Origin of the sequence: Paraperlucidibaca baekdonensis (assembly GCF_003387535.1) — a bacterium.
GTDB lineage: Bacteria > Pseudomonadota > Gammaproteobacteria > Pseudomonadales > Moraxellaceae > Perlucidibaca > Perlucidibaca baekdonensis.
Genome location: NZ_QUNR01000006.1, coordinates 1 through 18,393 on the forward strand (window position 1 = coordinate 1; position 18,393 = coordinate 18,393).

Here is an 18,393-nt window from a genome sequence, read left to right on the forward strand (position 1 = left end):
TGGTAGTGGCTGGTGTGCGACTTTGGTTCTAAACCGAAGCTGGCACATGCGTTTAGTATTTTAGGTGCTGAGAAATTAACTTGTCAGTACCCTTATCTGCTTGGTGCTCGCCGTACCTAGCGCCATAGCAGTGCTGTCGGCAATTATCGTCACGCAAACAACCATCGGGTTAGTTAGCGAGCTGATCTACATTCCTCTGTTTTCCAAACTCGAAAGAAAGAAACACCATGCGCAATAAAGTTCAATTTTTCAAAACTCGGTTTTTAGCTGCTGCGGCCTGCTTTATGATTGCCGCGACGGCAATGGCTCAACCGACAGACCGTGTCGATGCCAAGCAGCTTTGGCAGCTCATTGATTATGTGGCAGTTGACTACAGAGGCGCAGTCGCCGATGGCACGATCGTGAGCACGTCCGAGTATGCTGAAATGTTGGATTTTACGGAGAACGCCCAAAAGCAGGTTGCGCAGCTGCCAGCTCATCCCGCAAGAAATGACGTTGCGCAAGCCATTAATACACTGCACGCCTCTGTAGTTCGCAAGGCCAACGCTAAGGAAGTGGCTCGACTTGCTCATAGGGCCAATACGCTGCTGATCGCGGCCTACCCAATCCCGGTCGCACCCAAATCAATTCCTGACCTAAACCGTGGTTATTCCCTCTACATTGCGCAATGTGCCACGTGCCACGGCGCGAATGGCGCAGGGGACGGCGCCCTCGCGGCCAGCTTAGAACCCAAGCCCATCGCCTTCACCGATGCGGAGCGTGCAAGTTCGCGCAGTGTGATGGCGTTGTACCAAGTCGTTTCTCAGGGTGTTGCCGGCACCTCAATGCCTAGCTTCGCCTCCCTATCTGAAGAAGACCGCTGGTCGCTGGCCTTTTACGTTGGGACTCTTGCGCACGACCCTGCAATGCGTAAGCACGGGGAGCAGCTTTGGAACAGTAAAGACAGTTCGATCAAAGATCGCTTTCCCGATTTGTCAGCAATCACTACGACTACGGAAATGGCTGCTGCTGAAACATTGCCAAAAGATGTTGCTCGCGACGTTACAGCCTATCTGCGCACCAACCCTGCAGTTATCGATGTCGGCAGACAGTCAGGGCTGATGCTGGCCCGGCTTCGCCTTCAGGAGAGTTTGGCTGCGTTACGAGCCGGGGATAAAGCTAATGCAACTAGGCTCGGGTTGTCGGCATATCTAGACGGCTTCGAACCGATCGAACCTATCGTCGGTGCACGTGACAAGACACTACTGATCGCTATCGAAGGCGCCATGCTTCATTACCGTTCAGCCGTCGCCACAGGAACCACGGAACAGGCCGAACAAGCTGCGAATAACCTCATTGTCCTGTTTGCACGCGTCGAGGCGCTGCTGAGCGATGCCAAGGCTGATCCGACCACGACGTTTGTGGGCGCATTGACCATCCTGTTGCGCGAAGGCGTCGAGGCCTTGTTGATCGTGATTGGTATGATTGCGATTTTAAAGAAAGCTGAGCGCAAGGACGCGCTGCGTCATGTCCATATTGGTTGGACCAGTGCTATGGTCGCCGGCATGCTGACCTGGGCATTTGCAACCTATTTTATCGAGGTTAGCGGCGCAAGCCGTGAAGTGACCGAGGGCGTCGGTTCGGTTCTCGCTGGGATTGTACTGTTGAGTGTTGGTCTGTGGATGCATCAGAAAAGCAGCGCTGGCCGCTGGCAGGACTACCTCAATAATAAGCTGTCGGCAGCAATGACACGCCGCTCGGCCTGGGCTCTGTTCGCATTATCATTTGTTGCCGTCTACCGCGAAGTCTTCGAGACAGTGTTGTTCTACTCTGCGCTCGCAGCAGATGAAAATAGCAGCGCGCTTGCCGCCGGTTTTATTACGGCGGTCGTACTGCTCGCAATCATTGCATGGGCATTGCTGCGCACAAGCGCACGGCTGCCGATCGGAAAATTCTTCTCGTACACGTCGGTATTTGTTGCGATTCTGGCTGTGGTACTCATCGGGAAAGGCATCTCGGCATTGCAGGAAGCGGGGTGGATCGGCGCTACACCACTCGATTTCCCTCGCGTAGAGCTGCTCGGCATCTATCCGACGACGCAAACGCTGACGGCACAAGCATTGGTAGCGCTTATATTGGTGGTTGGCTTCGGGCTCAATTGGTTCAGGGCACGCACTACCATTTGAGCCCGAGCACGATTTAGGGTACTGACAAGCTAATTCTCAGGTTGATATAGCTTGTCTATGAGTACCTACAACCGACATTACTTTCAACCCCAGCATCATCAAATAAGCGGTATGGATCTACTACCGCTTCAACTCAAGCTTGTGTGATATCGAAGACTTGCTGTTAGAGAAAGGTATCTGTGTCAGTTATGAGGCGATTCGTTTGTGATGTATCAAGTTTGGACCAGCATACGCTCGCAAGCTCAAGCTCAAGCTCAAGCTCAAGCTAAAACTAAAACTAAAACTAAAACTAAAACTAAAACTAAAACTAAAACTAAAACATGCTGGGCTCGGCAATACGCTTTATCTAAATGAAATTAAACGGCAAGCAGCATTACGTTTGGCGATCCGTTGATCAAGATGGCGATGCAGTAGATTTTTATGTTCAGAGTCCTTGCCTAGGCGCATGAACTTTGTACTTTATATCGCAGCTTATAGGCCTAAATTCGAGTCAAGGCCAAGCAAAACTACTAAGCCCATGATGGCAAAAATAGCGGCGACCACACGATGTATCCATGAGATCGGTAACGAGTTGGCGAACTTATTACCTAGAAGCACGGCGGGAGCATTGGCTAAGAGCATGCCCACAGTGGTGCCAAGAACGACTGCGGTAAAACTTTGGTATTGCGCGGCGAGGGCGACCGTGGCTATCTGGGTTTTATCGCCCATTTCAGCAAGGAAAAACGCGACGACGGTTGTGCCAAAAACGCCTAATGACACGAACTTGGCATCACCTTCGTCGAGCTTGTCGGGAATCAAAATCCAGATAGCCATGACGATGAAACCAATGCCGAGCACCCAGCGCAAAATCGCTGCATCTAATAGATGTGGAATCCATGTGCCAAGCGCACCGGCCATGCCATGGTTGAGCAGTGTCGCTACTAAAATGCCAAAGATGATGGGGGCTGGCTTACGAAATTTCGCAGCCAGCATAAAAGCCAATAGCTGGGTTTTATCGCCAATTTCAGCAAGCGCCACGATACCGGTTGAAATCAAAAATGCGTCCATGCTGAGTGTCTGTACTCGATGAGTTAATAACTAAAACGTATTATCCGTTACTAGTAAGCTAGCTTGCCAGCTTGGTATTGACGGCTTATTGCGTAACGGTGGAATGCGCGCTACAGCAATTGACTTCAACGCTAACGTGAACCAAAACTTCGTGATGCTTGAGTGCTTCTTTCACCTTATGGGCGGAAAGCGAGTCTTCCGAAGTAACACTGACAATGCAGGCGTATTGTTTCTGTGCTACGCGCCAAACGTGAAGATCGGTTAACTCAACACGCGGGAGCATTGAGGCGATGGACTTTTCAATGGCTTTGACAATCGGCGCATCCATTTCAGCGTCAAGCAATACGCGGCTAGTGTCACGAATTAGACCATATGCCCAAAAGCTCACCAGTGCGGCGCCAACGATACCCATCAGCGGATCAAGCCAGTCCGCTCCCCAGAGTTTGCCGCCTATAAGGGCAATGATGGCGAGCACAGAGGTGGCGGCATCTGTAATGACGTGGATATAGGCTGAGCGTAGGTTAAGGTCATGGTGATCGTGACTATGATCATGGTCATGACTATGTCCATGCCCATGATCGCTGTGACTATGGCCATGCGAATGGCCATCCTGTAATAGCCACGCGCAAACTATATTTACCACTAAGCCAAGACTGGCTAGAGCAATAGCCTCGTTATAGAAAATTGGGCTTGGTGAAAGCAGACGCTCAAATGATTGGAAAAACATGAGCCCAGCAACAAGAATCAATAAAATCGCGCTAGTGTAGCCACCCAAGATCTCTATCTTCCAGGTGCCAAAATTGAAGCGGCGATCATTGGCGTAGCGTCTTGACGCTGCATAGGCCAGCAAAGATAGGCCTAATGCGAGCGTGTGTGAGCTCATATGCCAGCCGTCGGCGAGCAGGGCCATGGAGTTGTATATCCAGCCACCGGCAATTTCTGCGCACATCATTATTGCGGTGATTATGACGACGATAAGTGTTTTTCGTTCGGCTGATGGATTACCTTCGTGAAAGGTGTGGCTGTGCGAGAGTTGTGCGGCACTTTCAAACTTTGACATTGGACCTGCTCGGGAAGGGCTATTTCAATGTACTATACCCCAGTATTGTATTTTACATAAAGGATAGCGTGCTATGGCCCATATGCATCAGAACAATAAAAAGCTCTTAACAAGGATTCGGCGCATAAAAGGCCAGTCGGAAAGCTTGGAGCGCGCTATTGAGAGTGGGGCTGAATGTGCCGCTATATTGCAGCAGGTAGCGGCTATTCGCGGCGCTGTAAATGGCCTGATGACCGAGATATTAGAGGGGCATATTCGCGAACACTTAGGCTCGGTCGATGTCACGCCGGAGGAGCGTAGTAAGGACGTTGAGCAGGTTGTTGCGGTGCTGCGCTCGTATCTTAAGTAGGTATTGATATGATTGTGACATTAGGCCTGTTTGTGGCCACCGCTATTGCGGAAATCACCGGATGTTATTTGCCATATCTAGTGCTAAGAGAGGGCAGGTCGGCATGGCTGATGGTGCCAGCCGTTTTGTCTTTGGCGCTCTTTGCATGGTTGCTGACACTGCACCCGACAGCCGCAGGTCGAGTTTATGCAGCATATGGCGGCGTATACATCGCTGTAGCAATAGGCTGGCTATGGTTAGTCGAAGATATTAAGCCGACATCGTGGGACATAATCGGTTCGGCTGTGGCGCTGACTGGCATGGCCATTATCATGCTTGCCTCGCGTGCTTCGTCGTAGTTAATAACCTAAGCTTAAGATTGTGCGCAAGATTAGTTGGCCTCTACATTTTAACGTTTTATCTTGATGAGGTTTTCATCAAGATAAATGGAAAACAACACTATCCGTGGCTAACAGTCGATCAGGACAGAGAAGTGGTTGATGTCTATGTTCAGAGTCGACGAAATGGTGCAGCAACACATCAGTTCCTTAAGCGCTTGTTGCGCAATCATGGCGATGAATCACGAACAATAGTCACTGATAAGTTGGGCAGCTACTAAGTTGCTCAACGCAAGCTAATGCCGGCTGTTCATCAAGACATTACTAAGTACGCCAACAATTGTAGAGGCCTGATGATTTCGGACTCCAACTTAGGCGAAAGGGTCAATAATTGGAGTGATTGGAAGTTAGCTTGTTAGTTCCTCAGTGCACGCATGCGTGTTCAAGGTACGCCTTGACTCTCAGCAAGCCTGCAAAACGGTATGCCAGCATCACCGATAATGGGCTCTGGCCATCAAACGCACGATTAGGACAGCTCACCCAGGTGTAGGCAAGGTCGTGATCATGTGGATACTGAGTGCGTAGACATTTGTGGATCGCTAGGAGATGACCAATTCGATCGAGTAAGTCAGGCGAGTTCGGTACTGCTTTTGTGCCGAGCAAATACGTATCTATAGTTTTGCTTTTTGGCGATAAACCCAAAAGTGCCGATTGTGAATTGGTATCAATGCCCCAAAGCCGAAATAGCTGAAGAATCATTGCAGTCAGTCGCAGACGACTATCTTTGCTTGGGATTGATAGCTCTCCGAAGTCTTTAGTGACTTGTAGCTCTGTGTCGTTTAGATGGTTAAGCACGAAAGGACTCCTGTGTTTAATTGTGCTGACAAGTTAAGTCGCTGCTTGTGATAATTAGTTAGGTCCAATGACTCGTGGCCATCTAGGTTGTACATGTTGAAACTCGGCAGGTGTCTCGACCGTGACAACATAGATGCGCTGCTCTCCTTGCCAAGTAGCTACTAGCCCTTGCAGTACTTGCTCCGGCTCAGTCTTTACCCAGTAAGGCTTGTTCTTAGCATCCCGTTCCATGTAACGATCCATGGGGATTTTCACAGCCATGGGGTTAAAGCGATTCCATTTGCCCATTTGAATAGACTCTAAGCGAGCACAAGGTCCTTGGAAGAAAGGGCTTTCAATGCCATGCCGAGCACCCCAGCGAAGCCACGACAAGTCCCCGTTCTTTAACTGAACTGGCAGCCGCACTTCTGGGTCAGACCACAGATGCATTTCACCTTGGTATTCAATTCCGCTACACATTGTCGCCGATCAGTTGTTCTGAGGCTTTACTGGCAATGATCGAGCGTACTGCTACGAGCGCTTGCGCTAAGTCTGCTGCGGTGCTGGTTGTCTCATATGCCTGCCAGTTGCTCTCATCATTCAGTACATACAAAGCCCATGCTTCGGGCTCTTCCAGGTGCAGTACTTTGACCAACGGTGTGGAAGTGATGACATCGCTATTCTCATGCGGCTCTTGCTTCTCAATGATGAATAGCGCCTCACTCAGCCGATAACTGAAGTCATGGTTCTTGCGCTCACTGGGTTGTGGGCGAATGTCAGCCATCAACACGTCTAGGTGATCTTTGACGCGGGTTTGTAGTCGAGAGTCCATCATTTGCCACACTCCGTATGGGCTTGGTTAGTCAGTATAAGTAGCTTCATTTTCTTAAGCATAAGCAACGGGAAGTTCCTCCCAGCACGTGGTGTAGCGTGGCGATCTATTCTCGGCACGCATATGCCAGGCTGCACTGAGCTGTGTGCTCGCCATTTGCAATGTACCTGATCCTTGGCGCTTATTGATGCTATCCAGTAGCCCCATCAGACGAAGTCGCTTTGGATCATCCACAGAAGCAAATAGGTCAGTCTGTAAGGCGTTCATCGGATGTATTTCTCCGAGCATGACGCCGCATTTGTGATACCGAAAGCCAGGAATAAAGCCTTTGCGCAAAGCGGCCATCGTCGCCTTCATCAGTACAGCGGTATCAGCCGTTGGATGAGGGAGCGGCATGAGTAGGGTCTTACGGTATTGCGGATCTTGTTCTCGAAAAGGATTAGTTTGAATCATCACATAGACATGAGCGCACGCAGATTCTTGCAGCCTGAGTTTTTCAGCTGCACGACTGATGTGATGTGAAAGAGCGGCTTTAACCGTTTGATAGTCTGTGGTGACGCCAGCAAAGGAGCGTGATGCAATGATTTGCTGCTTAGGCGCAGCAATATCATCAAAGCTAATGCATGCCTCTCCGCGTAGTTCACGAACGGTCTTTGCCAGCACCACGCCATAGCGGGCATGAATAGCCTTGGCATCACAGCGTGAAAGATCCAGCACGGTCTCAATACCGTCAGCTGTTAAGCGCTTACTAAGCTGGCGTCCGACGCCCCAGACTTTATTGACCGAGTAGTGCGACATCAGCTGCTCAAGTTCAATCTTTGATGCATCGCTAACTGAAAACACACCGCCATACTCGTGGTGTTTCTTAGCAATGTGATTGGCAAACTTAGCCAGTGTCTTGCTCGGCCCAATACCAACACCACAGGTGACTTTGATGTGCTGCTGTAAGGTCTGACGTATCTCATACCCCAGCGCCGTGACATCACTAAAGCCATCGAGCTTCAAAAACGACTCATCGATGGAATAGCTTTCCACGTCAGGGCAGAGCTTCTGCAAGATCGCCAACATGCGCGAACTCATGTCGCCATAGAGTGCGTAGTTCGAACTCTTAATCACCACACTATGCTTGGCGCAAAATCCCTTCCACTGATGCATAGGTGCACCCATGGGAATGCCGAGCTCTTTGGCCTCAGCCGATCTAGCCACAATGCAGCCATCGTTATTCGACAGCACCACTAACGGCACATCTGCTAAAGAAGGATCAAAGACCTTCTCGCACGTGGCGTAGAAGTTATTGTTCTGGGGCTTGCGAAGAGTTAGGAAAAAAGTATCATCCTGCCAACATATTAGAAATCGCTTTGTTTAAGCCCTGTTGGAGGAAAGAGATGGAGTTGCTTCGGGCCACTGAGTCCTTGGTGATAGGAGGTCGTCCATACCCTGGATTCCCGATCTTGCTGTGGGACACCATGGCTAGTTGTGTGCACGCGAACGAGTTTATGCGCCACTATCTCCTCCGAGGAGCCATAGGATCTAAGAAGTCTTGGCCAAGCACGGGGCGTGCTTTATACGACTATTTCAGCTTCCTCCAGGCGCACGAACTCAACTGGCAGGATGTAGATCGAGGTGAGGCCAAGAGCATAGTCGTGGGCTACCGGGATTACTGCTTGGTAGAGTGTCAGTTGGCACGTTCTACCACCCGCCAAAAGCTCCATTATGTGTGCAAGTTCTACGAGTTTGCTCAGCGCCAGGGATGGGTGAGCAAGCTGCCGTTCGGACTTGAGGAGCGGAAAATAAATGGCGAGTCAGGTTTTCTGGCTCACGTTTCTGCCAATGGTGGAAAAGCACTGGTGAACGACATCATGCCCGTGAAGCACCGAGTGCTGCCCAAATTTCTCAGCATGAACGAAATTAAGGCGCTGCTGGCAGAAGCAGAGAATCCGCATCACCGAATGATGATCCGCCTGGGTCTTCATACTGGGCTGAGGCGGGAAGAAATCGCATCTTTTCCCTTGTCCTATGTCTTCGATCCCGACAAGGCCGGCAAATCTGAGCGAAACATTAGGATTCATCTCGATCCGCAAGATGGTAGCGGTATGCGCACCAAGGGGAGCAAGCCGCGTGAGATTTACATCAGTCGGCGTTTCCTCATGGAGCTCCATCGATACGCAGTGCAAGTTCGTGGTGAGCGGGCTTCGCTGACCCAGAACCAGCACAAACCATTGTTTTTGAATCAGCTTGGTGAGCCCTACGCCGATGATGGAAAGCGCATTGAGCGCATTGTCCGTGACATTGGAAAACGAGCGAACCTCAGAGTACATCCGCACATGCTTCGCCACACCTATGCAACTCATACGCTGGTCGCTCTTCAGCGCAATGGCCGAGAGGTGGAGCCGCTCGTGTTCTTGCAGCGGCAACTCGGTCACAGCTCCATCCAAACGACGATGATATACCTGCACCTGATCAATGAACTCGCTGACAACGCGGTACTGGCTTACGATGACGAGCTTGCAGATGGCATGGACGCAGTTTAATGGGTAAGCGAAAGATCTTTGTTAAGACCGACCTTAGCGTGCCCCAGGTGGAACATAGTCGTGACTCAGTGGGTGCCGTTTTCGTACTTCCTGAAGCGCTTCCACCTACAACTACGAATGTCGATTTTGGGAGGAACCCTACCGGCTCTAGAAACTACGATTTCGCGTCGTGGTACGGGGTTGGTATCGATTCAATCACCTATGCCTGCCAGCGACAGATTGAGCGATATCTCGCCAAGCAAGACAACGAAATCGAGCCGAGTACCGTAGCGAGCATCTGTAAAGGTGGCCTACGTCACTTTCTCAATTTTATGACTCTGCGAGCCAATGCGCTTGAGCGTGAGCTAGTGCTTGGAGACATTAATCGCTCCTTAGTCGACGATTTTCTCGGGCACCTCGCGGGCCTTGGCATCGCTACCCTCAGTCAGCGAAGTCACTACACGTCTGCGAAATCCGTCCTGAACGCGCTAGGTAGCAGAGGGATAATTTCTCTGATCACCTCAGGGGACGACGCAACCTTCCCAAGAAATCCCTTCCCAAGTAGTGGTAGAAGCAAAGGGGAAACGTCACTGCCCAAGCGCCAACGGCAGGCGCTTGCTTCAGCATTGAAGCAAGCAGTTGCACCGATATGGAAAGATGACGCTGTACTAAGTGGTGAGCTTTTGGCCTACGTACTGTTGACCATCGCACTGCATACAGGGCGCAACTCCACCCCTCTTCTAGAGATGGGGCGCGACTGCTTGCGGGCGCATCCCAAAGACGGCAGTGTATTTTTGGTGTTGTGGAAGCGCCGTGGACACACCACAAACAAGGTTGCTCTACGAGCAGAAAGCGCTGACGAACGCCTCCTTGAATCTACACCGACCATCAGAACCAATATTGAGCGCCTGATCCGCCGAGTCCTGACCCTTAGTGAATCACTACGGCCAGAAGCGCCTGACAGCATCAAAGATCTTGTATGGCTCTACCGCGTACAGCGAGGGCCAGGGCTTGGCAGCATTATTGAATTGACAGACGGGGCGCTGAAGGTAGCGACCAGAAAACTGGTAACCGACTACAAGCTTATTGACACAGATGGTAAGCCGCTTCGCATCAATATCTCACGCCTGCGCAAAACGTTTGCCAATCGAGTATTTGAATTGCTAGATGGCGATTTGACGACGACGTCAATCGCGCTCGGAAATACGCCTCAGGTGGTCGACAGAAATTATCTAGCACCGAGCACTGAAGCAAGGCGCAACTGGCGCTTCATGGGAGAGATCTTAGTGCAGGAATTACTCAGCCGGACTATAGGCGCAACATACCAAAAAACTCCCATGGGACAGTGCGAAGACCCAGTAAATGGTCAGTACGCGCCAAAACGCCAAGGTATCGCGTGCTTCTCATTTCTCAACTGCCTACGTTGCAAGCACTACGCGATTACTGGCGAGGATTTGCACCGACTATTCAGTTTCTATTTCCGAGTATTTGCGGAGCGTGTACGGATGGGGAAACGGCGTTGGAGTCAGCAATACGCCCACATTCCCAGATTGATAGACGACTATATTATCGCCGAAGGCCTGCGGCGAGGAGCCTTTAAACCAGAAGCTGTCGAGGCAGCCCGCGAACAAGCTCGCCTAAGTCCGCATCCCTTCTGGTCAGTGGATGTCCTAGATAGCCTTGAGATTTTTTCGTGAGTGCGCATATTGCTGACGCGCCGCAGTGGGGCGAGTTGGGACTGCAGCCAGGGGATGCTCGCGAACTCTCTGTGAACGAACGTGAAGCACTCATCATTAGCGCCATCCGGGTAGGAAGCGATTGGGTCATCCTCAGTCGATACCGTGACATGACTTGGCGGTTAGAGGGATTCACTAGCAACGTGCCAGACGGTGTACGGGAGATCGACTTCGGTCGCGTCCCCATTGAATTTGTTCTTGTGATGAAGTCCGTCATGTATCGGTATCTACGCCGGGGCCGTGCCGGACAAAAACGCCCATCGGCGAGTACAGTGCGCAACGTTTTTGAAAACAGTCTGCCGTTTTTGCGGCACATAAGCACGTTCAAGATCGATCACTTCGGTGCGATAACACCAATGATCTGTGCAAATTATGTCTCTGAGTGCCGGGCTATCCGTCAAACACGGCGAAGCAAGGGAAAGCCCTTATCAGCCAGTGCGCTTGAACGGCGCTTTATGGCTGTGGAGTCCCTCTATGAGCTGAGCCAATACACCCACGACCCAATACCTAAAAACCCTTGGCCTGATACGTCGGCGCGCGCAATGTCGGGGGGCCGTTCGCGGAGCGAAGAGGCCGGCAAGACCCCATTATTGCCCGACAATGTATTTTGCGCTCTATTCGAGAAGGCCCATGAACAGGTTCGGCGTGGTAATGCCTTGCTCGACATCTACGATGATCTAGAGCGCGTCTCTGCGGAGCGACATGGGCAAGTAACCAGAAGCATTCAAGAGGCGAAAACTCGTCGACTCGTTGCTCTTGGCTGGGGCGAAGGGCTTGGGGAGTTTAACCAAGCGATCCAGAGTCTCAGAACTGCATCTTACATTGTCATAGCTAGCACTTCCGGCTGCCGAAACCATGAGTTAGCGAACGTTATGGCCGGAGCTCACCACAGCACTGAAGACGATGAAGGCACCGTCTACCATTGGCTTCGCTCAACGTCGGAAAAAACCGACGCGGGCCTCCATGATTGGATGATTCCTGAAAGCACAGTATTTGCGGTGCGGCTAATGGAGCGTTGGGCAGCTCCCTACCAGGCGATGATTGCTGACGAAATCGCTAGGCGATGCATCGTCAATCCGGCTGACCCGCAAATCACCGAAGCGCAAAAGCATAGGCACGCGCTCTTTCTGGGCGTAACTTCCACGAAAAACAACCTAGTCAGAACTCTCTCGGGCTCGTCCTGGAACAAGTGTCTGAAAGCCTTCGCAAAGAGTTGTGGCCTTAGTTGGAATCTCGCGAGCCACCAATTCCGCCGAAAATTTGCCAACTACGCTGCGCATAGCAAATTCGGCGACCTGCGCTACCTCCGAGAACACTTCGCTCATTGGTCGATGGATATGACGTTAGGTTACGCCATGGATCAGGAATGGGGTCAGCATCTCGATATCGAGCTTTTTGAAGATATCCAGTTCGAACTCGAGGACATCAAGTCTGGTGTGGTTAGCGGCTGGTTGGGTAAGTCACCTCTAGGGGGCGGTTACGGAAGATCAATCAAGCAATGGCACCGAGATCCTAAAAATCTCGCCATTTTCAAAAGCCATGCCTCGATGGTTAAGTCGATTGCCGAGAGCACCTCGATCCGAAGTAATGGTCACTCCTGGTGTACTGCTGATGATGACGGTTGCGTCGGCAATACAATGGAAAGAACGCGCTGTAGCGGCTGCGACAGCTCTGTGATTGGTGTCCAGCATGCTGGGGTCTACCAAGGACTCTTCGATAACCTAAAAGGATTGTTGGATTGTAAAGACATCGGCGAAGGTGGCCGCCAGCGCGTTCTGCGTGATTTGGATCGCTGTCGGAATGTACTGAAACAGCTTGAATTTAAACCGGAGATCGATGACGAATGAAAACAACACGCAAGACATCCGACAGTCGTGAACGAGATCTGCGTCTTGCGTTAGCTCGTATTCAACGTGGCCGAGCCCATACAGGTGAGTCCAAAGTCACTATTGCCGCAGTAGCTCGTGAGGCCGGAGTCTCAACAGCGTTGATCCATAACCACTACCCGAATGTGGCCGAGGCAGTCCGCGAAGCTCAGGGCCGTTCTAGTCGCGCCCAACGCGACGTAAAGCATCAGGATCTCATAGCGGAACGCGAGAAAAATAAACTGCTCCGCCAAGAGCTCGAAGAGCTACGCCTGAAAACCGCTGACCTCGCCTCGATTAATGAAGTTCTGATGGCAGAACTGCGAGCCCTAAAAGCAAGGAGCGGTGACCTTAAAATAGTAGCCCTGTCCTCCCATAAAACGTGACCCACAGATTAAACGGTCTGTAAATTTTGTTCCGAGCCGCCAGATGCGAAATTGCACTTCACTAGACCACCTGTTTGCATTCGACCTGACCACAGATTGCATCGGATTTGACCAGCACGCTTCGGGGCCGTGACCGACAGAGAACGGCCAGAAGCGGACGCCAGGGTGTGCCTTAAAATCCTGCTAAACCCCTCCCAGCTAGCTCCGCCAATTACCGGCGCCTCACTGCATACCAATTGGAAGTCTTATAGCCAAGCGTTTGAGTGCGATTGCTAATTGCTCGCAATAAAACTGTAACATCGAGTCGTTATGCTCACCTCATTATCTGATTTCGTAATCAAAAATAAAGATTGATTACAACAACGAGGGTCTGGCAGCAATGATTCAACTTCAAAATATTACCGTCCAGTACGGACAAATGATTGCGTTGCATCCAACTTCACTCACGTTTCAACAGGGACAGTTTTCAGTGTTGCTCGGTGCCTCTGGTGCAGGCAAATCAACAATGCTCCGTTGTCTTAACCTGATGCAAAAACCCACTAGCGGCAATATAAACATTACAATGTTAGGTTCATTGTTGGACAAAAAAATATTGCAAGAGCATCGTCGGCGTACTGGCATGATATTCCAGCAGCATCAATTAATTGGTCGACTTTCTGTTTTGCAAAATGTGCTAATGGGTAGACTAGGTTATCACTCGACGCTTCGTACTCTTTTTCCTCTATCGAAGGAGGATCAATCTATTGGATTACACAGCCTTGACCGCGTTGGGCTACTTCACAAAGCACTCTCACGAGTGGATGAGTTAAGTGGCGGTCAGCAACAACGCGTGGGTATAGCTCGGGCATTAGCGCAGCGACCGGCACTTGTTTTGGCAGACGAGCCTGTGGCAAGCCTTGATCCAGCAACCGCCAACAAAGTCTTGGCGCTCTTACACCAGATATGCAAAGAAGACGGCATAACCGCTGTAGTCAGCCTACATCAAGTCGATCTCGCTAAACGCTATGCTGACCGAATCGTCGGTCTGGCTCATGGCAAGGTTGTGTTCGATGCAATACCAGCGGCTCTGACACAAACGCATGTAACTGAACTCTATGAACAAAAAGCGCAATTGAATTCAAACATTCCAAATATTACTCATAACCATTGTTTAACTTAAGAACTGAGGAGAAATAACCATGAAAAAGCTATTCGCTGTACTGGCTCTAATATCGTTTAGCCTCTTAGGTAGTGTCACATATGCCGCACCTAATCCTGACCCCGGCACATTAAAAGTTGCTCTCTTGCCTGATGAAAATGCATCAACCGTCATTAAAAATAATAAGCCTCTAGAGATGTATCTTGAAAAAGCTCTGGGCAAAAAGATTGAGCTTATTGTTACCACTGACTATTCATCAATGATTGAAGCAATGCGGTTCGGTCGTATTGATCTTGCATATTTTGGGCCCTTGTCTTATGTATTGGCCAAACAGAAAAGTGAGATTGAACCATTTGCAGCAATGCAACAAAAAGGCACAACAACTTATCAGTCAGTGCTAATTGTGAATAAGGCGGCGGGCATCAACAACATCACAGATATCAAGAAAAAAGCCGTTGCCTGGGGTGACAAGGCCTCTACATCCAGCCACCTGATCCCCAAATCAATGCTTGCTGATAAAGGATTATTTGCCGAAACGGATTACGAGGAGCATTTCGTAGGCGCTCACGATGCAGTGGCGATGGCAGTTCAGAATGGACACGCGCAGGCCGGTGGTCTGAGCAAGCCCATTTTCGAATCGCTCGTTCTGAGCGGCTTGATCGATCTAAACAAAGTGAAGGTCTTAGTGGAGTCAAAACCGTTTCCTCAGTACCCATGGACTATGCGCTCTAACTTAAAACCAGAGCTTAAAGAAAAAATTCGTGCTGCCTTCCTCGATTTGAAAGATCCGAACGTGTTGAAACCATTCAAGGCTGAAGGATTCGGGCCTGCAACAGATAAGGATTACGATGTCGTGCGTGATTTAGGTAGTTTGCTAAAGCTAGATTTTTCCAAGTTCTAATTTTTTGAGGTCTCTACAATGAATACGAACTTCGAAGCCATATTGTCAGAGCAGCGCCAAAGCTGGAATCGAGTAGTTAGGTATGTGATATTGATTTTAGCTATTGTCGTCGGATGTTGGTATTACGTTGGTCTATTTGATGGTGAGCGTTTAGGCGAAGGCGTGCCAAGTCTTGTTAGTCTCATTGGTGAGATGTTCCCTCCCAACTTTAGTGAGTGGAGAGCATGGGTCAAGCCAGTGCTCGATACCTTAGCCATGAGTATTGCTGGAACCGCCATCGCTGTGCTTTTGTCCGTGCCCTTGGGTATTTTGGCTGCACGCAATACCAGTCCACATCCAGCGGTCTATCAGGCTGCGCGTGCTCTGTTAAATGTGTTGAGATCTGTTCCTGAGCTTATTATGGGTATAGTTTTCGTGGCAGCTGTCGGCTTTGGTGCACTGCCGGGTGTGTTGGCATTAGGCCTGCACTCAATCGGCATGATCGCTAAGTTTTTTGCGGAAGCGATTGAGCATACAGATCAAGCACCAGTTGAAGCTGCGCAGGCCGCAGGTTGCAGCCCGCTACAAGTGATATTTCATGGCATTTTTCCGCAAGTATTACCGCAAATGGCCGACACCGCGATTTATCGGTGGGAATACAATTTTCGCGCCTCAACGGTGATGGGAATGGTCGGTGCCGGCGGTATAGGTTTCGAGTTGATAGGATCGCTGCGTCTTATGCAATACCAAGAAGTATCCGCGATATTGCTGGTCATTCTTGGGATGGTGACGCTAGTTGATACATTCAGTTCATTCTTGCGTCGCAAGTTCAAGTAGCTAACCCATATAAAAAATCCGGTATACACATGAAACAAAAAATAGTTCTTACCCACTGGGTTCATCCTGAAATTATCGATTATTTACAATCTGTTGCGGATGTCGTTCCCAACATGACCCGCGATACTATGTCGCGCGCAGAATTGCTGGAGAGAGCAAAGGATGCTGACGCACTGATGGTATTCATGCCTGACAGTATCGATGATGATTTTCTTGCGTCCTGCCCTAAATTGAAGATTGTAGGTGCAGCACTCAAAGGCTATGACAACTTTGATGTCGATGCTTGTACCCGCCGTGGTATTTGGTTCAGCATCGTGCCGGACCTTCTGACCATCCCAACGGCGGAGCTGACAATTGGATTGCTTCTTGGCCTGACTCGCCATCTGGCCGAGGGGGATCGCCGTATCCGAACTCACGGATTTAACGGGTGGAGACCGGAACTATACGGAACGGGTTTAACAGGACGCACACTCGGAATCATCGGTATGGGTGCGGTCGGGCGAGCGATTGCGAAGCGCTTATCGAGTTTTGATATGCGGGTGCTTTATTGCGATGACATCGCCTTGAATCAAGAGCAGGAAAAGGCCTGGAATGCACGACAGGTGAGTCTCGATGAATTATTAAGTAGCAGTGACTTTGTTGTACCTATGCTGCCAATGACGCCGCAAACTTTGCACTTATTGAATGCAGAAACAATTGGCACAATGCGCACAGGAAGCTACTTGATCAATGCGTGTCGTGGTTCAGTTGTCGATGAATTAGCTGTTGCCGAAGCACTTGAATCTGGAAAATTGGCGGGTTATGCGGCAGATGTTTTCGAATTGGAAGAGTGGATCCGTGTTGATAGGCCAACAGCTATTCCGCAGGAGTTACTGACCAATACAGCGCAAACATTTTTCACCCCACATTTGGGGTCTGCGGTCGACGACGTGCGTTTCGAAATCGAGCAACTAGCAGCCAATAATATCTTACAGGCACTGACCGGCCAAAGGCCATCCGATGCTATCAATAATCCAATTTTGGAAGGCGTTAATTGATCAATCTTGAACGCGTAGTTACTTTTCTGGCTGTCGTGAATCGGGGTGGCTTTCGTGAAGCAGCCAAGCACACAGGGCTCTCACAGTCAGCTGTGACTCAGCATGTTAGGCGCCTAGAAGAGTCGCTGAGTGTCAATCTGATTGTGCGAAACAACGCAGGTAGTACGCTCACAGAGGAAGGCAAAGTGTTTTTGCCTTATGCGGAAAACCTAGTGCGCACCGGATCCAGAGCGTGCGCATTATTCGACACAAATCGTCTTGTAATAGGCGCGAGCTCGAATATCGGCATCTATGTATTGCCACCGCACTTGAGGCGGTTCAAGAAAACAGCAACTTGCAATTTTGATGTAGTCATTGGCGATAATCTTACCATTGTGAAAAAACTGGAAAACTTTGAAGTCGATGTGGCCATTATGGAATGGTGGGATCAACGAGAGGGATTTGATGCATGCGTTTGGCGAAGTGAAGCACTAGCTGTGATTGTGCCGGTGGAGCATCCGTGGGCCAAATTGGCGAGTATTCCATTAGATTGGCTGAAGGGAGAGAAATTGCTGGGGGGAGAAACAAGTAGCGGCACAGGGCGTCTGTTACAGCATTATTTCGGAAGCGTGGCAGATTCTATTGGTGTATCTATGCAGCTTGGAAGCACAGAGGCGGTTAAACGGGCAGTACAGGCAGGCTTGGGTATTTCATTGGTGATCTCTTCGTCTGTGGTCGATGAGTGCGAGAGTGGTCGACTAAGAAGCGTTAAAATTGAAGGGATCACCCCCTACAAAAATCTTTACGTTATTTGTCGTGGCAATATGCTTGAAAATACACCATCGGCACATTTCAAAAAATTTCTACTTCAGTAGATGGATGGTATGTTGTTTATGCCAACAGTTAGAAAGTGTGAAGTTTGCCGTGACATATCATGATTTTAAGTTGATGGTAGCATTTTATTCATTTGCGTTATTTCTCTAGAAGGTAGGCGTCTAAATACTAAGTTTTCTACCTTTAAAAGGCCATATCGAACATCCACTTTAATCTGCGGTATCAAGAGAAGATTATTTTTTGCGAACATCCGCTTTGGGCACTCTTCTGCCGGTCATGATCAAGAAGCGTGCTGGTCGAATCCGGCCCAAAAGACTGGTCAGGTCGAATGCAAACGGGCGGGCAAGTCTGTGCAACTATCCAGCCAGAAACTCGATTGCCGCGTGGAGTCCTGCCATGCCCCTCCATGCCTGATCCTTGGAGCCACATGTATAGCGGATGGGCAGAGTCCGATTAACGTGGTCGACACCACCTCAAAAACAAAAAAAACGTGAAAAAAGTTACCTAGCCTAAGCGCCTGTATTCTCTAGAAAAAATCGTATCTAACTGTTAGTAAAGCCCCGGAATTATTGGCATCGACCAGAGCA

General features: G+C 49.9%; 19 protein-coding genes. 14 read left to right on the top strand and 5 right to left on the bottom strand.

Translation table 11 applies throughout. The features are described 5' to 3' along the window. Positions 1 to 227: 227 nt before the first annotated feature. Positions 228 to 2,165, top strand: coding sequence for a cytochrome c/FTR1 family iron permease (locus tag DFR26_RS10770; RefSeq protein ID WP_116209016.1), 1,938 nt, complete (start codon positions 228 to 230; stop codon positions 2,163 to 2,165). 350 nt (positions 2,166 to 2,515) lie between these two features. Further along, on the top strand, positions 2,516 to 2,614 hold the full coding sequence (locus DFR26_RS11380) for a DDE-type integrase/transposase/recombinase (protein WP_220375783.1): 99 nt from the start codon (positions 2,516 to 2,518) through the stop codon (positions 2,612 to 2,614). 22 nt (positions 2,615 to 2,636) lie between these two features. Here DFR26_RS11380 and DFR26_RS10780 read toward each other — a convergent pair whose 3' ends face one another. Next, positions 2,637 to 3,212: a TMEM165/GDT1 family protein gene (locus DFR26_RS10780; protein WP_116209019.1), complete on the bottom strand. Its 576-nt coding sequence runs from the start codon at positions 3,210 to 3,212 to the stop codon at positions 2,637 to 2,639. 85 nt (positions 3,213 to 3,297) lie between these two features. Then, on the bottom strand, positions 3,298 to 4,272 hold the full coding sequence (dmeF, locus tag DFR26_RS10785) for a CDF family Co(II)/Ni(II) efflux transporter DmeF (RefSeq protein WP_116209022.1): 975 nt from the start codon (positions 4,270 to 4,272) through the stop codon (positions 3,298 to 3,300). Between the two features lie 73 nt (positions 4,273 to 4,345). On the opposite strand from dmeF, the gene DFR26_RS10790 reads away from it, so the two are divergent. Genes DFR26_RS10790 through DFR26_RS11385 form a run of 3 tightly spaced genes read left to right on the top strand, consistent with a single transcriptional unit; the run spans position 4,346 to position 5,219 of the window. Then, positions 4,346 to 4,621, top strand: coding sequence for a metal/formaldehyde-sensitive transcriptional repressor (locus tag DFR26_RS10790; RefSeq protein WP_116209024.1), 276 nt, complete (start codon positions 4,346 to 4,348; stop codon positions 4,619 to 4,621). An 8-nt stretch (positions 4,622 to 4,629) separates the two neighbouring features. After that, the gene (locus DFR26_RS10795; RefSeq protein ID WP_116209027.1) at positions 4,630 to 4,959 is read left to right on the top strand and encodes a YnfA family protein; all 330 of its coding nucleotides are present in this window, start codon (positions 4,630 to 4,632) and stop codon (positions 4,957 to 4,959) included. Continuing rightward, the gene (locus DFR26_RS11385) at positions 4,884 to 5,219 is read left to right on the top strand and encodes a DDE-type integrase/transposase/recombinase (protein WP_425453376.1); all 336 of its coding nucleotides are present in this window, start codon (positions 4,884 to 4,886) and stop codon (positions 5,217 to 5,219) included. Before DFR26_RS10795 ends, DFR26_RS11385 begins: the two co-directional genes overlap by 76 nt. A 142-nt stretch (positions 5,220 to 5,361) precedes the next feature. Here DFR26_RS11385 and DFR26_RS11390 read toward each other — a convergent pair whose 3' ends face one another. From DFR26_RS11390 to DFR26_RS10820, 3 genes are all read right to left on the bottom strand, one after another. Continuing rightward, positions 5,362 to 5,697 (bottom strand): MbcA/ParS/Xre antitoxin family protein, encoded by a 336-nt coding sequence (locus DFR26_RS11390; RefSeq protein WP_425453377.1) that lies wholly within the window; start codon positions 5,695 to 5,697, stop codon positions 5,362 to 5,364. 547 nt (positions 5,698 to 6,244) lie between these two features. Continuing rightward, positions 6,245 to 6,607 (bottom strand): DUF3024 domain-containing protein, encoded by a 363-nt coding sequence (locus tag DFR26_RS10815; RefSeq protein WP_116209034.1) that lies wholly within the window; start codon positions 6,605 to 6,607, stop codon positions 6,245 to 6,247. Positions 6,608 to 6,658: 51 nt separating this feature from the next. Next, the gene (locus DFR26_RS10820) at positions 6,659 to 7,951 is read right to left on the bottom strand and encodes a Y-family DNA polymerase (RefSeq protein WP_116209036.1); all 1,293 of its coding nucleotides are present in this window, start codon (positions 7,949 to 7,951) and stop codon (positions 6,659 to 6,661) included. Positions 7,952 to 8,283: 332 nt separating this feature from the next. On the opposite strand from DFR26_RS10820, the gene DFR26_RS10825 reads away from it, so the two are divergent. From DFR26_RS10825 to DFR26_RS10865, 9 genes are all read left to right on the top strand, one after another. Continuing rightward, positions 8,284 to 9,135 (top strand): tyrosine-type recombinase/integrase, encoded by an 852-nt coding sequence (locus DFR26_RS10825; RefSeq protein ID WP_245953070.1) that lies wholly within the window; start codon positions 8,284 to 8,286, stop codon positions 9,133 to 9,135. Next, the gene (locus DFR26_RS10830; protein ID WP_116209040.1) at positions 9,135 to 10,811 is read left to right on the top strand and encodes a hypothetical protein; all 1,677 of its coding nucleotides are present in this window, start codon (positions 9,135 to 9,137) and stop codon (positions 10,809 to 10,811) included. The genes DFR26_RS10825 and DFR26_RS10830 overlap by 1 nt, the downstream gene beginning before the upstream one ends. Further along, positions 10,808 to 12,697 (top strand): site-specific integrase, encoded by a 1,890-nt coding sequence (locus DFR26_RS10835; protein ID WP_116209042.1) that lies wholly within the window; start codon positions 10,808 to 10,810, stop codon positions 12,695 to 12,697. The genes DFR26_RS10830 and DFR26_RS10835 overlap by 4 nt, the downstream gene beginning before the upstream one ends. Continuing rightward, entirely contained in the window at positions 12,694 to 13,101 is a 408-nt protein-coding gene (locus tag DFR26_RS10840; protein WP_116209044.1) for a TetR family transcriptional regulator, read from the top strand. Before DFR26_RS10835 ends, DFR26_RS10840 begins: the two co-directional genes overlap by 4 nt. Before the next feature lie 379 nt (positions 13,102 to 13,480). Further along, positions 13,481 to 14,260, top strand: a complete 780-nt coding sequence (gene phnC, locus DFR26_RS10845; protein WP_116209046.1) for a phosphonate ABC transporter ATP-binding protein — start codon at positions 13,481 to 13,483, stop codon at positions 14,258 to 14,260. A 19-nt stretch (positions 14,261 to 14,279) separates the two neighbouring features. Then, positions 14,280 to 15,140, top strand: coding sequence for a phosphate/phosphite/phosphonate ABC transporter substrate-binding protein (gene phnD / locus DFR26_RS10850; protein ID WP_116209048.1), 861 nt, complete (start codon positions 14,280 to 14,282; stop codon positions 15,138 to 15,140). 18 nt (positions 15,141 to 15,158) lie between these two features. Then, the gene (gene phnE, locus DFR26_RS10855; RefSeq protein ID WP_004757464.1) at positions 15,159 to 15,956 is read left to right on the top strand and encodes a phosphonate ABC transporter, permease protein PhnE; all 798 of its coding nucleotides are present in this window, start codon (positions 15,159 to 15,161) and stop codon (positions 15,954 to 15,956) included. Between the two features lie 29 nt (positions 15,957 to 15,985). Beyond that, complete coding sequence (locus DFR26_RS10860) at positions 15,986 to 16,993, top strand: phosphonate dehydrogenase (RefSeq protein WP_044432324.1); 1,008 nt, start codon at positions 15,986 to 15,988, stop codon at positions 16,991 to 16,993. Further along, entirely contained in the window at positions 16,990 to 17,847 is an 858-nt protein-coding gene (locus tag DFR26_RS10865) for a LysR family transcriptional regulator (RefSeq protein WP_116209050.1), read from the top strand. Before DFR26_RS10860 ends, DFR26_RS10865 begins: the two co-directional genes overlap by 4 nt. Positions 17,848 to 18,393: the final 546 nt, after the last annotated feature.